Source organism: Thermosynechococcus sp. QS41 (assembly GCF_031583515.1).
Lineage (GTDB): Bacteria > Cyanobacteriota > Cyanobacteriia > Thermosynechococcales > Thermosynechococcaceae > Thermosynechococcus.
In genome coordinates, this window is sequence record NZ_CP134181.1 from 85,038 (window position 1) to 97,614 (window position 12,577).

Genomic DNA, 12,577 nt, shown 5'->3' on the forward strand with positions numbered 1-12,577 from the left:
GGGGGTGGGGATCAGTCTAAAACGTCAATGCGTACAGGCCCGACACCGGCACCAATGAGGCCAATGGCAGCCGCAGCCCCCCGCGAGAGGTCAATTTCCCGTCCCCCCGTAAAAGGCCCGCGATCGTTAATGCGCACCACTACTGAGCGGCCATTCTGGAGATTTGTCACCCGTACCCGTGTCCCAAAGGGCAGTGTGCGATGAGCCGCCGTCAGGGCATCCTGATCAAATCGCTCGCCATTGGCAGTGCGGGCACCATGGAAGCCGGGGCCATACCACGAGGCAATACCCGTCAACTGCATCCGAATTGGTCCCATGGCCACAACGGTATTTGGGCTACCCTCTACGCTGGTTAGGGCAGGGGCATTCCCCAGTTGGCGGCGGATCAGGTTAGCAATGCGCAGGGCGTTTTCATCATTGCGTTGTGAACTATTGGGAAGCGTGACTTGATGGTTCAGAGTCAGGAGAGGTTCTTTGTCAGCGTAGATGCGATAGTTCTGTTGTTGGGCATCCCAACCCACGCGCACAAGGTTGGCATCAAAGCCCTGTTCGTGGAGCTGATTGAGGCGAGCGGTGAGAAGGGTTGCCTGTTGGGCTGCTTCTGAGAGGGTGGTTTGCTCTGGTATCCCGGCGCCGTTGGCGGCAGCGACTTTGACGCCCTCTGTAGCTGCTACCCGTTGACCCAAGAAGGTGAGTACGGGAATCCCCCGCAAATAGACGGTTACGGCTTCGCGGCCTTGCTGTTGGTGACGATGCAGACTGGCGATCGCCCGGCTGGTGGGGGCAGTGGATTGACGTTCCCCCACTTTGGTGGCAACGACGGGGGAAGAGGGGGCTGAACCTGACTCTATGGCTGGTGTCGTCGTGGTTGCACGGCTACTGGAAAGGATTCCCAACACAGCCAACGTGGTTGTTGTCAGACCCACATAAAGCGTTTTTTTCATAGGCGTCCGTTAAAAAGGGCATCCATACGGCTGGACAGTAGGGCACCAACATCACACAGGGGTTACCCCTACTGGTGCCGTGTTCGCTCTCATCGCGGAACTGTTTCAACCTACCACGAAGGCCTAGAATCAAGCATCAGGGACATTTTGTTCATGGTAAACATTTTGAAAAAGAATAAAAAAGCGCTGAAGGCGGTGAAACCTACGCAGACTGGCATATTAACGGAATTTACAGTTGACGAAAGAAAATAAGAAAATTTTATAAACTTTTAACAAGTCGTTTTTAATTTCTGAAGATTTCTGTGACTCAGATCACCAAAAATAAAAATTTATCTAAAAGAGAAAATTTGCTTTTTGCGACCTTTTCTGTGTGCCATAGGACGATTTCTCACCCAATTTTGTTTCCCGTTTTACCCCTTTTGGCATGCGCCTCTAGCCACTTCATAAAGTGCATTGCCCAAGGAATGGCTCTCTCCTCTAGCGCATAAAACGGGGATATAGTCCGTAGGGAGCCGAACCATGGAAGATAGGGATGACTTGCGGCGTCGTCTTGAAAACTTAGAAGCCGCTGTGGCTGCCCTGCAGCGATCGCTCGAGATTCTGCAAAGAGCCATTCTCCGTGAAGACCTCTCCTCTTCTGGAGTTCCAGAACCTGCAACACCATCAACGCCACCTGAGGAACCGACGGCGATCGCTCCTGCCCCTGCGACTGAATTACAACCCCCAGCGCCTGAATCTCCAGCGGTGCCACCGTTACGCCCAGTGAGGCCTTCCCAAGCTGACTGGCTACAAAATTGGGAACTGTGGCTCAACCGTCTCGGCATCGGCCTGCTGCTGTTGGGGATTGGCTTCCTCTTTCGGTACGCCGTTGAATTGGGCTGGATTACCGATGCAGTTCTTGTGGCCATGGGCTTTATCATCGGTACAGTGCTGATGGGGTTAGGCTGGCGGTTGCAGCAGCGAGCCATCTTTAGCCAGTTTTTGCAGGGGGGCGGTCTGGCGACCTATTACCTGACGATCTTTGCGGCCTATCAGTTTTTGACCGTCATGCCTTGGGGTGTGGCCTTCCCGTTGATGGTGTTAGTGACCCTAGGAGCATTTTTCATCTCGTTGCGCCAAAATCGAGCCATTTTTGCGGTGATTGGCGTGGTTGGCGGCTTAGCAACCCCTTTGCTGCTCTACAACACAGAGATGAGTCGTCCCTTGGCCTTGGCCAGTTATACCTTTTTAATTCTCTTGGGCAGTTGGGCAATTTACGCAGTGAAGGGCTGGCGATCGCTCCTGCTGTCAGCTTTTTGGTTGGGATGGCTGATGTTAACGGTGTCTATTACTGCTCAACGGCTTGATCGGGTCGTGGCATTACAGATCATTCTGGCGTTGACTTGGCTGGGCTTTACGGTATTACCCCCTTGGTATCAGGGACGCGATCGCGACAGGGCAGGGGAGCTGTATCGCCCTCAGGAGACTTCCCCACGGTCCTATGGTCAGACGATCGCCCTCTTTAATCCGCTGATTGCTTTGGGCTTAAGTGCCTTCCTCTGGGATTGGTCGGCAACGCTAACGGGGCGGGTGTTTGTTGTTTTTGGGGTGCTCTACCTTGGCACCAGTCTGTTCTGGCGACACTTGCCGCAATCTTGGCGCTGGGTCTATAGCTTGACGGGACTGGTGCTCATTGCCCTTGGCATTGTTGTTCGTTACTACAGCAATCGCTTTATCCTCGCACCGCTGGCGATCGAGGGGCTGATTTTGCATTATTTGAGCCAACACTATGCCTCGCGCACCCTGCGGGTTATTGCCCATCTTTGGTGGGGACTGCTCGGCCTTGGTTTTGTTGGGCAACTGCTGTTTACTGCCGCCGATCGCCCCCCGCTGTTGAATCTGGCTTTTTTCTCCCATTTGGTGGTGCTTGGCGCCGCAGCAGTCAGTATCCGTTTTTTGCCCCCACCCACCCGCCCCCTCTACTGGATATTGGGCTATGGGGTGACGATGATCTGGATGCAGCACGAACTGGCGCCCTTTGGCACCGGGGCAGCCACCCTTGTCTGGGGACTCTTTGGCGTCGGACTGCTGATCTATGGGTTGCAACGGGACACCTCAGCGGTGCGCACGGTGGCTTTAATCACGCTGATCATTACTTTGGTGCGGCTTTTCTTCGTTGATCTCATCCATCTTGCGCCGGTGTGGCGAGTACTCCTGTTTATGGGGTTTGGTTTGATTTTTTTGCTGCTGAGCTATTTTTTCCGCGCCCTGTGGCGGCGATCGCCCGTGGAATCCTCTAGGATCAGTGAAGAAAGCCCAACCAACAAGTCCGAAGAAACCCCATGACCCGCATTGCTGATCTGCGCCGTGATTACCGTCGTCAACGTCTTCTGGAAAGCGAAGCCGCGGCAGACCCGATCCAACAGTTTCGCCTTTGGTTTACTGAAGCCGTTAAAGCAGAACTACCGGAACCCAATGCGATGACACTGGCCACCATTGGCTTGGATGGTATGCCCGCTGCGCGAGTGGTTCTGCTCAAAGATGTGGACGATCGCGGGTTTGTCTTTTTTACGAACTATCGCAGTCGCAAAGGTCTAGAATTAGCCGCTCATCCCAAGGCTGCCCTTGTCTTTTGGTGGGCAGAGCTAGAACGGCAGGTGCGCATTGAAGGCACTGTTGAGCAAATTAGTGCAGCGGAGTCCGATGCCTACTTCCAGAGTCGTCCTTTGGGTAGCCGTTGGGGGGCATGGGCATCCCAGCAGAGTGAGGTTTTAGAATCCTACGCCGAGCTGGAAGCCCGCCTTGCGGCAGTGGAAGCCCGCTATGGCGAAAATGTCCCTCGGCCAGAGCATTGGGGGGGCTATCGTGTTCTACCGACCCTGATTGAATTTTGGCAAGGGCGACCCAATCGCCTCCACGATCGCCTGTGCTATCGGCGCCAAGGAGACCACTGGCAGCGGGTGCGCCTCTACCCCTAGGATAGGGATATCTTTAGAGATTGGCTGAGATGCCCATGATTGCCGGTGAACTTATCCCCGCAGAGGGAACCATTGAACTCAATGCTGGCCGGCCAACGGTGACGTTAACGGTGGCCAATACGGGCGATCGCCCAATTCAGGGGGGATCTCACCACCACTTTTACGAAGTCAATCCAGCCCTCCAATTTGATCGTGAACAGGCACGAGGAATGCGCTTAGATATTGCCGCTGGCACCGCCATTCGTTTTGAGCCGGATGAGCGGGTGGTGCAACTGGTGGCCTTTGATGGCAGTCGCCAAATCTATGGCTTTCGCGGCGAAGTCAACGGTGCGCTCTAGTCGGGATTCCAAGCATCCTGTAGATTAAACAGTATGGATGACAATGATTTTCCCCTTCTCGACACTTCAGAAGATGCACTAGCGGCGCTGCCGAGTGAGGAGAGCGATCGCCCCGATCCCGAAGCCATGTTGCCCCTGCTGGCCTCCGCCGATGTGACGGAGCGGATGTTGGCGGCTCGCGCCTTTTGCGAATTGCAGGATGAACGCGCCACACCCTATCTCATCAATCTCCTGCAAGAACCCTGTCCCCTTGTCCGTGTCAGTGCCGCCTATGCCCTTGGCCGTAACCCCAGTTTGGCAGCGGTGGATGCCCTCATTCAGCAATTGGAGCGGGACTGGAATGGCTATGTCCGCAAAGGCATTGTTTGGGCATTGGGTAACTGTAGCGTGCGCTTTCCCTTGCCAGAAATTTATCGACGCACCCTTGATCCCTTGATTCGTGCCCTGCAAACAGATATTTCTGCCGTGCGTCTCTGGGCAGCGAGTTCCTTGGGTCAGGTGGCCGAAGCCAGTGAAGAGGCGGCGACGCTTGCCATTCCTGCCCTTGCCCTTGCCTTGGCTCAGGATGCAATTGCCGCTGTGCGCAGTAACTGTGCTTGGGCCTTGGGGCATGCCTGTCGCAAAATTCCCCTTGGGCCTCTTTACACGCAAGCCATTGATCAACTGATTGCTGCCCTGCAGGACAGTGATATGGGTGTCCAAGAAGATGCTAAAGCAGCCCTCTTTAAGCTGGGGGATGCACGGGGATTACAGGCGATCGCAGACCTGCAATTAGAAGCCTTTGGCTAGGGGATGCATCAAATGACTGAACCACTGGTAGAGCTGCGCGGTGTCTGCAAAGCCTTTGGCCATCAGCAGGTGCTCAATCATGTGGATTTGGCCATCTACCCCGATGATGCCTTAGTGATTCTAGGACCTTCGGGAACCGGTAAGTCAACCCTTTTGCGGATTATTGCCGGCCTAATCGCTCCCGATAAGGGTGAAGTGTATGTTGCAGGTGAGCGTCGCCAAGGGTTACGGCAAGAAGGTCTCTGTCGGATGCGCATGAGCATGGTCTTTCAGCAATCTGCCCTGTTTGATTCCTTAACAGTTGCTGAAAATGTTGGCTTTTACCTGTACCAGCATACGCGTTTGCCGGAGGCACGCATTCGGGAAATTGTTAGGGAAAAACTGGCGATGGTCGGCCTCGCTGGTATGGAAGACCTCTACCCAGCGCAGTTGTCTGGGGGAATGCGCAAGCGAGTCAGCTTTGCCCGCGCCATTGTGGATAATCCCGAAGATCCCAATGACAACCCCTACCTGCTGCTTTACGATGAGCCAACGGCAGGGCTAGATCCCATTGCCTCGACAGTGATTGAGGATTTGATTCGCGAATTGCGGGAGAAGACGGGGCATGCCTACGTTGTCGTTACCCACCAAAACAGTACCATTGAGCGCACGGGCGATCGCCTGATTCTCCTCTATCAAGGGCGCATTTGTTGGCAGGGCACCCATGCCGAAGCCCGCACGACCGATAATCCCTATTTACGGCAGTTTCTCAGCGGCGATGTCAATGGCCCCATTCGCATCATTGATCAGGTGGGTACCGCTACTCTATAAATAACGAAATAACGTAATAAATCAGGAATTAATAATTGTGACTTTACACATCGCGTGGCTTGGCAAAAAATCTCCCCCCTGCGGCAATGTCACCTATAGTCGTGAAATTACTAATGGGCTACTGGATCGCGGTTATCAGGTGAGCTTTCTGCATTTTGCCCAAGAGGATGAACAGGACGTTGAGAACGCAGGGGAGATGCCAGATGTGACGCTCCCTTGCCTCTATAAATCGCAAGTCTATACCCTGCCCTCCCTGCGAGCCAACAAAGTTCTGGTTGAATCCCTTAAAAAACTCAAACCCGATATTGTCCACGCCTCATTGACCCTGTCCCCCCTCGATTTCTTTCTGCCCGACATCTGCGAAGAGTTAAACATTCCCTTGGTTGCCACGTTTCATCCAGCCTACAGCGAAAAGTATCGTACCCTAACGGCGGGCACCGCCTTAATGACTTACCAACTGTATGCCCCCTTTTTGGCTCGCTATGACCGCGTGATTGTCTTTTCCCAATCGCAAAAGGAACTACTGATTCGTCTTGGGGTCGGTGCTGAGACGCTGCGGGTGATTCCCAATGGCGTCGATACGCGCAAATATACACCGGGACCTTCTACGGCCAAAGAGGACTTTAAGGCACGCTACCTCTATATCTATCAAGGCCGGATGGCTATTGAAAAAAATGTTGAAGCGCTGCTGCGCTCTTGGTGTGCAGCGGAAATGCCGGCGGATTGTAAGTTGCTGATGGTGGGTGGCGGTGCCCTGATGCCCTCCTTGATGGCCAATTATGGTCCGGATCAAAATATTCTCTGGCTGGGCTCGATCGTTAATGATCAAGAGCGGCTGCAAATTTTACGCGGCTGTGATGTGTTCATTTTGCCCTCACAAATTGAGGGGTTATCCCTGTCGCTCCTAGAGGCAATGGCCTGTGGCTTGGCCTGCTTGGCTACCGATGTGGGTGCTGATGGTGAAGTGCTCACTGGAGCAGGGATTGTCTTGAATCCCCAGTATGTAAAAACCCAGTTGCAAACGCTGCTGCCCATTTTTTATCAGCATCCGGAAATGATTCGCCTCTTGGGGGACAAAGCCCGCAAACGGGTGCTGGAGCACTATAGCCTCAGTCACAACTTGGATCGCCTAGAGGCCTGCTACCAAGAACTAATGGCTTCGTATTCTTTGGCGCGCCCGGCGGCCAAGGTGAAAAGCTAGCTCCCTCTAGTCTGGCAAACGCTCAAAGCGAGCATTGAGACAACACCATTCGTGCCGTCGCCAGACACTGCCCAAGCTCCAGCCCTGTTGTTCCAGTTGTTCTGCCACTCGATCCGCCTGATCTAAAAGAATGCCACTAAAGATGCCCCAGCCCTTGGGTTTCACAATTGCTGGCAAGTGGGGCAGAATCTCGATAATCACGGGTGCCAAAATGTTGCAGACAAGGCCATCCACCAGTTCGAGGACTTGTTCCCAACTCCCTTGCTTGACAATCAACTGGTCGGCTCTGATGCCATTGAGTTCAGCATTGCGTTGAGTCGCAGTCACCGCCAGATCCGAGGTGTCCACGGCATAGGCTTTGTTTGCCCCTAGCAAGAGGCTGGCGATCGCCAGAATGCCGCTACCACAGCCAATATCAGCCATCACCGTGGGTGGCAGCGGCTCAAAGGTTTGATCCAATTGCATCTCTAGAGCCTCAAGGCAAAGCTGGGTGGTTTCATGGGTGCCGGTGCCAAAGGCCATGCCAGGATCCAGTTTGATCACCAAGCGGGTGTTGTCAAGGGGTGGGGTTTCCCAAGCGGGACAAATGAGCAGGCGATCGCCCACCGGTATTGGATGCCAATAGGCTTGCCAACTATGGGCCCAATCCTGTTCATTCACCAACTGCCAGTGGAGTTTTGGCGAGAGGTAGCCCTGCGCCACCACATCTTGCTCAATCCAAACCCCTAGGGCAGCAATGTCCAGTAGGGTCACCTGCTGCTGCGGCACATAGCCTTGGATCAACACCCGCCCCTGCTGTTGCTGGGTTGCCGTACCTTGACAGCCAAAGGATTGAAGGCGCCAATAGACCAGCTCTTCCGCCTCAGCTTGACAAGTGACGGTAATTTCCCACCAACGCTGTACCACAACCGTGCCTACAGATTCACGATATAGGCATCACGAATACCGGGGACTTTCAAGATTTCCTCCAAGAGGCCTTCGGGTAGGGGATCGTCCAAGCTAATCACCATCACCGCGTTACCGCGTACCATCTTGCGTCCCACTTGCATACTGGCAATGTTGACATTAAAGCTCCCTAACTGGGTGCCAATTTTACCAATAATGCCTGGCATATCGCGGTGTAGCGTCAGCAACATATAACGGGTTGGCGCCACACTAATGGGAAAGTCATCAATACTGGTGATGCGCAATTCACTGTGAGCCAGCAAGGCACCAGACACCGAGCGGGTTTCCGAGGGGCTTTTAGCAATCAACGCTAGGGATCCCGCATAGTCACGCTGTGATTCATCGCGGGTTTCGACCACGCGAATTCCCCGTTCTTTAGCTTCTAACCCAGCATTCACGTAGTTCACCCGTTCCCGCAGCGCTGGTGAGAGTAGCCCCTTCAAAGCAGCAATCACAATCGGTTGACTGTCATTGGTGGCCAATTCCCCTTGCAAACGGACTTCCAGAGACTCGACCCGACCACCCGCCAATTGCCCCACAAGATTACCAAGAGTTTCCGCCAACTGCATGTAGGGCGCCAGTTTCTCAAGAACCTCCGGACGCAGACCCGGAATATTTACCGCCGATCGCGCCGGCAACCCTAGGAGCACATCGCGAATCTGCTCGGCAACATCAATGGCCACATTCACCTGTGCTTCTTCCGTGGAAGCCCCCAAGTGAGGGGTCAAGATGGCTTCCATCCCCAAGGCACGCAGCGGAGACTCCGCCTCAAGGGGTTCAGTTTCAAAGACATCGAGGGCAGCCCCCGCCAGCTTACCCGTCTTGAGCGCCTCCACAAGCGCTGCCTCATCAATAATGCCCCCCCGCGCACAGTTAATGATGCGGGCTGTGGGCTTCATCTTGGCAATGGTTTTGGCGTTAATCAGATGCTGCGTTTCTGGGGTCTTCGGCAAGTGCAGCGTAATAAAGTCGGATTCCGCAAAGAGAACATCCAACTCCACGAGGCGGCAGCCCAGTTGTTCGGCGCGTTCCGTAGATAGATAGGGATCGTAAGCAAGAAGCTTCATGCCCATAGCACGGGCAACGGTGGCCACGTGGGAGCCGATTTTTCCTAGGCCAATAATGCCCAAGGTTTTCTTATAAATCTCTACGCCCGTAAAGCGTTTGCGATCCCATTGACCTGCTTTCACCGCAGCATTCGCATCGGGAATATGACGGGCAAGGGAGAGCATCATCGCCAAGGTGTGCTCCGCAGCAGCAATGGTGTTGCCCTCTGGGGAGTTGACCACCATGATCCCTTTACGGGTGGCCGCAGGCACATCGATGTTATCTACACCAACCCCTGCCCGACCAATAATCTTCAGTTGGTTGGCGGCCTCAATGACCTCCTTTGTGACCTTGGTTCCCGATCGAATCATCAGGGCATCGTACTCGGGAATGATTTTGATCAGTTCTGCCTCTGAGAGGCCAAGTTTGACATCGACTTGTGCCACTTGGGCAAGTAAATCAAGCCCCACCTGTTCAATGGGATCGGAAACCAGAACTTTGGGCATAGGTAAACACTAGGTATAATGCCAGAACAGTTATGCTATCACATTTTATTTCGCTAAGGGTAGGGGTAGAATGCGTTTCAGCAAAACTCTTCCTAATAGGGGGGCGATCGTTCCTCCCTTCCTGTTTTTCTTGATTGCGCTCAGATTAGAATGGCTCACCCAAAAAGAGTTGCGACAGAAGTAGAACCACACCCGCTGCTGCAGCAATCTCTACACCGGCTGCAACTGTGCGCGCCCACTGCTTATCATCCTCTTTTTCTTTGATGGCCAAGAGCAGGAAAAACTGATCTTCATCACTTAAATTTTGAACGAAGGATTCTGAAAGCATTTCCAAGGGTAGAGTTTTGAAATAGTCAATCTGACGACGAATGTAACTAGATTGCTCCTGTAATCGTCGTTCTTTTTTCTGCGCAGCAGCGGCCTTTGCTGCTTCAGTTTCCTTTTTAATCTCACAGAGAATTTTGTATTTTCGGGGACTCACTGTTTTTGTCAGCATTGCCCCCAAGGTTCCCCAAAAGCAGAAGAAAGCCCACAGGTATCCCAGAAAGCCCAAAAGACCGCCTACACTCCCTACCAATAGGCCAACCAACAAGAGAATCCCCCCCTGAATAACATTGCCCCATTTGGTTGCTGGATCGACTGTATCCAAGTCGTCAATCTTGAGGCCGTGGCAAGCTAGCTTTTGCCGCTGTTGTTGGTCAATAGCATTGATTGATTGCTGATACTGCCGTTGAATGGCCTGCCGCTCTGTCTCCAGTTTCCGAGCTACGGCTTCCATACGAGCGGGATCGAAAATGGAGCGGGCAGTTCTAACATCTGTTGCTGGTTGGGTAGGTGGGGGCGGGCGATCGCCCTGCTCCATGAGGTAGGCATAGGCTTCGTTGATTTGCTTGAAGTGCTCCTCGACGATTTGCCGCGCCTTTTTGGGGGTCTCAGGAGGCAGTTTATCAGGGTGGCACTCTTGGCAGAGGCGGCGATAGGCTGCTTTGATCTGCTCTTTGGAAGCACCCGGCTGCAAGCCAAGAATGTCGTAGTAGTCGGTCATGGCTCCTTAGGTATTTATTCAAGCTCAAAAGGTCAAGAAGATTTGAAAGGAAATAGTTGCAAACATCTTCCAGACGTATTCAAGTGTTTCAGAAACTCGAGGCGCGGATCTTTATTGACGCCAAAAATCGTAATAACTTGATAGTTCCCTAAGTCAGCCACCCAAACTGGCGAGGGTTTGCCAGTGGAACCACAGAGGTTTTTGTCGTAGTTACCATTCACCTTAAGGCTAGGGTCATGAAGAAGGTTCACCTTAAGGCTAGGGTCATGAAGAAGGGCAAGGCCGTAGGGCTTTTCTCCTTTGGAATCACCACTGCAAACGACGATACGGCAGTTTCGATCAATTGCTTCTGCCCATTGGCCGGTAGTAACAGTGCCAATGGATAATGGTTGATTCGGGTTGATTGGGTGATTACTAAGCTGCCCTAAAGCTTTATAAAACCTTTGCAGTCGCTGTTGAAAAATTTCTTTGAATTCCTTGGCACAGCTGGGGCGTTCCCAAAAGGGATTATTGTTTTTAGGAATCAGATTAGAACCACGCCACCAGGGTGCTTGGTTACGGGTTTTACGAGAGTAGCAAGGGCGACGTGCCCCTTGACCAATGCCACCCAAGTGAAACATGAGCCACATCAAGTTGCTTGCCAGCTCTTTTAGCGTTTCTTTGTGGGCATCAGGAACTTCAGAAGAATAGTCTAATACCAGTGTCCCCTCTTCTTCTCCACAGGGATCGTTTTTACCTTGCTGATTAGGGCGTGCCTCAGGTTGGGTCACCCTCCCATTAATCACCCGTACCCGCAGGTAGCCATGTTTGGGTTGCGGCTGAATTGCACCAAAAATCATTCCTTCAAGGCTTTGGACTTCTGCTGGGGGCAACACCCCCCGCGCAAAGGCACGAAACCAGTATCGCAGCAGGGACTTAAAGGCTGTAGCTCGCACCTCGGCCTCTGGTTGCCCGCGCATCTGCCACGCTTGATTTCTAACGTTCCATTGCCATGACGTAGACGTACACTTTTGGCAACCGTGGATGAGTTGGCCTTGAACGGTAAAATCCACACTAAAGAAGCCACGCCCCACCTGTTTTAGGGATTCGACTAAAATGCCGTAGCCTGCATTCACTTGCGAACCAATTCCTTGGGTCAGGCCGCGAATCAACCAGTTCTTGACCTGTTTAAGCATTTGAGGAGAGCAATGATTGGTAGGTTTAATACCAATAAGAAATGAAGCTTCTCGCAGGGAAAAGAACACGTTTGGGTTGGCAGCATACTTGAGGTTGCCATTATTCCATGACCAAAGGTTGTTGGCCATGTCCACTGCTAGTCCCCCGTTCTTTTGTTCAGGCAAGGGGTAGGCGTCGAGGAAAATAATTTTGCCAGCTTTTTCGCTAGAGTCCCTGCTGTCGAGATAACCAAAGTAACGCTGGCCGACGAGTTTGTCTGCTTCAGCCCAAGGTACACCTTCGTTTTGCATCACCTCCCGAATGGCTTGGGCACGAGCAACACCTCGTAAGGTACTGGAGGGAATATAGGGAATGCCTAGATTATCAAAGGCAGGCAGAAGGATACTTTCAGGACCACGGTGGCCACCAACACGGATGCGCCATGGGCAGGTGACTGCAAAACAATTGTTTTTGCCGGCAATTTGGCGAGTGCGCTCTGTTAAGACCTGCAAACGTTGGCGATAGTCACCCTGCTCTGCCATTGTCATTAGTTCCACTTTCGTACCATCTTTGGCGGGGCTAGCGGGCGATCGCATCCAGCGCAGATACTCGACAAACCCTGCACTTCGATGGGGGTTGGGATTTGGATCAAGGGGATGTTCGAGCCATGGGGAAGGACGGGGTGGAGTGTTCCCACTGTTCCCACCCTTTTGGGAACCACCACTATTGCCTCTGCCACCTTTACCACTACCGCTATTGCCAGCGTTTCTTGAATTGGGACGCTGTGTTGCTTTATGAGTTTGAGGTCGCTGTAATGCAGGGTTATTTGTCATGTTGTCC

At 53.0% G+C, this 12,577-nt stretch carries 11 protein-coding genes; 6 read left to right on the forward strand and 5 right to left on the reverse strand.

Translation table 11 applies throughout. From position 1 onward, the window contains the following. Positions 1 to 11: 11 nt before the first annotated feature. A complete protein-coding gene (locus RHJ80_RS00410) occupies positions 12 to 944 on the reverse strand; it encodes a septal ring lytic transglycosylase RlpA family protein (RefSeq protein WP_310801233.1) in 933 nt (310 codons plus the stop codon). 519 nt (positions 945 to 1,463) lie between these two features. On the opposite strand from RHJ80_RS00410, the gene RHJ80_RS00415 reads away from it, so the two are divergent. The 6 genes from RHJ80_RS00415 to RHJ80_RS00440 are packed head-to-tail and all read left to right on the forward strand — an operon-like array spanning position 1,464 to position 7,039. Continuing rightward, a complete protein-coding gene (locus tag RHJ80_RS00415) occupies positions 1,464 to 3,269 on the forward strand; it encodes a DUF2339 domain-containing protein (RefSeq protein WP_310801234.1) in 1,806 nt (601 codons plus the stop codon). After that, entirely contained in the window at positions 3,266 to 3,901 is a 636-nt protein-coding gene (pdxH, locus tag RHJ80_RS00420; RefSeq protein ID WP_310801235.1) for a pyridoxamine 5'-phosphate oxidase, read from the forward strand. The genes RHJ80_RS00415 and pdxH overlap by 4 nt, the downstream gene beginning before the upstream one ends. Before the next feature lie 35 nt (positions 3,902 to 3,936). Beyond that, positions 3,937 to 4,239 carry an urease subunit beta gene (locus RHJ80_RS00425; protein WP_310743917.1) on the forward strand — a complete coding sequence of 101 codons (303 nt, stop codon included), beginning with the start codon at positions 3,937 to 3,939 and terminating at the stop codon, positions 4,237 to 4,239. A gap of 33 nt (positions 4,240 to 4,272) precedes the next feature. Further along, on the forward strand, positions 4,273 to 5,028 hold the full coding sequence (locus tag RHJ80_RS00430; protein ID WP_310743918.1) for a HEAT repeat domain-containing protein: 756 nt from the start codon (positions 4,273 to 4,275) through the stop codon (positions 5,026 to 5,028). A gap of 12 nt (positions 5,029 to 5,040) precedes the next feature. After that, entirely contained in the window at positions 5,041 to 5,838 is a 798-nt protein-coding gene (locus tag RHJ80_RS00435) for an ABC transporter ATP-binding protein (protein ID WP_310743919.1), read from the forward strand. Between the two features lie 37 nt (positions 5,839 to 5,875). Beyond that, entirely contained in the window at positions 5,876 to 7,039 is a 1,164-nt protein-coding gene (locus tag RHJ80_RS00440) for a glycosyltransferase family 4 protein (RefSeq protein ID WP_310801236.1), read from the forward strand. 6 nt (positions 7,040 to 7,045) lie between these two features. Here the strand turns inward: RHJ80_RS00440 and prmA are convergent, their stop codons facing one another. From prmA to RHJ80_RS00460, 4 genes are all read right to left on the reverse strand, one after another. Next, positions 7,046 to 7,945 carry a 50S ribosomal protein L11 methyltransferase gene (prmA, locus tag RHJ80_RS00445; protein ID WP_310801237.1) on the reverse strand — a complete coding sequence of 300 codons (900 nt, stop codon included), beginning with the start codon at positions 7,943 to 7,945 and terminating at the stop codon, positions 7,046 to 7,048. A gap of 8 nt (positions 7,946 to 7,953) precedes the next feature. Then, the gene (gene serA, locus RHJ80_RS00450) at positions 7,954 to 9,537 is read right to left on the reverse strand and encodes a phosphoglycerate dehydrogenase (protein WP_206200595.1); all 1,584 of its coding nucleotides are present in this window, start codon (positions 9,535 to 9,537) and stop codon (positions 7,954 to 7,956) included. Positions 9,538 to 9,682: 145 nt separating this feature from the next. Further along, positions 9,683 to 10,582 carry a J domain-containing protein gene (locus tag RHJ80_RS00455; RefSeq protein ID WP_310801238.1) on the reverse strand — a complete coding sequence of 300 codons (900 nt, stop codon included), beginning with the start codon at positions 10,580 to 10,582 and terminating at the stop codon, positions 9,683 to 9,685. A gap of 32 nt (positions 10,583 to 10,614) precedes the next feature. After that, a complete protein-coding gene (locus tag RHJ80_RS00460) occupies positions 10,615 to 12,570 on the reverse strand; it encodes an RAMP superfamily CRISPR-associated protein (RefSeq protein ID WP_310801239.1) in 1,956 nt (651 codons plus the stop codon). Positions 12,571 to 12,577 lie beyond the last annotated feature (7 nt).

What these genes read in the sequence shown, in the direction of transcription:
- RHJ80_RS00410 (WP_310801233.1), bottom strand. Translation starts at nt 944, where the DNA reads ATGAAAAAAACGCTTTATGTGGGTCTGACAACAACCACGTTGGCTGTG.
- RHJ80_RS00415 (WP_310801234.1), top strand. Translation starts at nt 1,464, where the DNA reads ATGGAAGATAGGGATGACTTGCGGCGTCGTCTTGAAAACTTAGAAGCC.
- pdxH (WP_310801235.1), top strand. Translation starts at nt 3,266, where the DNA reads ATGACCCGCATTGCTGATCTGCGCCGTGATTACCGTCGTCAACGTCTT.
- RHJ80_RS00425 (WP_310743917.1), top strand. Translation starts at nt 3,937, where the DNA reads ATGATTGCCGGTGAACTTATCCCCGCAGAGGGAACCATTGAACTCAAT.
- RHJ80_RS00430 (WP_310743918.1), top strand. Translation starts at nt 4,273, where the DNA reads ATGGATGACAATGATTTTCCCCTTCTCGACACTTCAGAAGATGCACTA.
- RHJ80_RS00435 (WP_310743919.1), top strand. Translation starts at nt 5,041, where the DNA reads ATGACTGAACCACTGGTAGAGCTGCGCGGTGTCTGCAAAGCCTTTGGC.
- serA (WP_206200595.1), bottom strand. Translation starts at nt 9,537, where the DNA reads ATGCCCAAAGTTCTGGTTTCCGATCCCATTGAACAGGTGGGGCTTGAT.
- RHJ80_RS00455 (WP_310801238.1), bottom strand. Translation starts at nt 10,582, where the DNA reads ATGACCGACTACTACGACATTCTTGGCTTGCAGCCGGGTGCTTCCAAA.
- RHJ80_RS00460 (WP_310801239.1), bottom strand. Translation starts at nt 12,570, where the DNA reads ATGACAAATAACCCTGCATTACAGCGACCTCAAACTCATAAAGCAACA.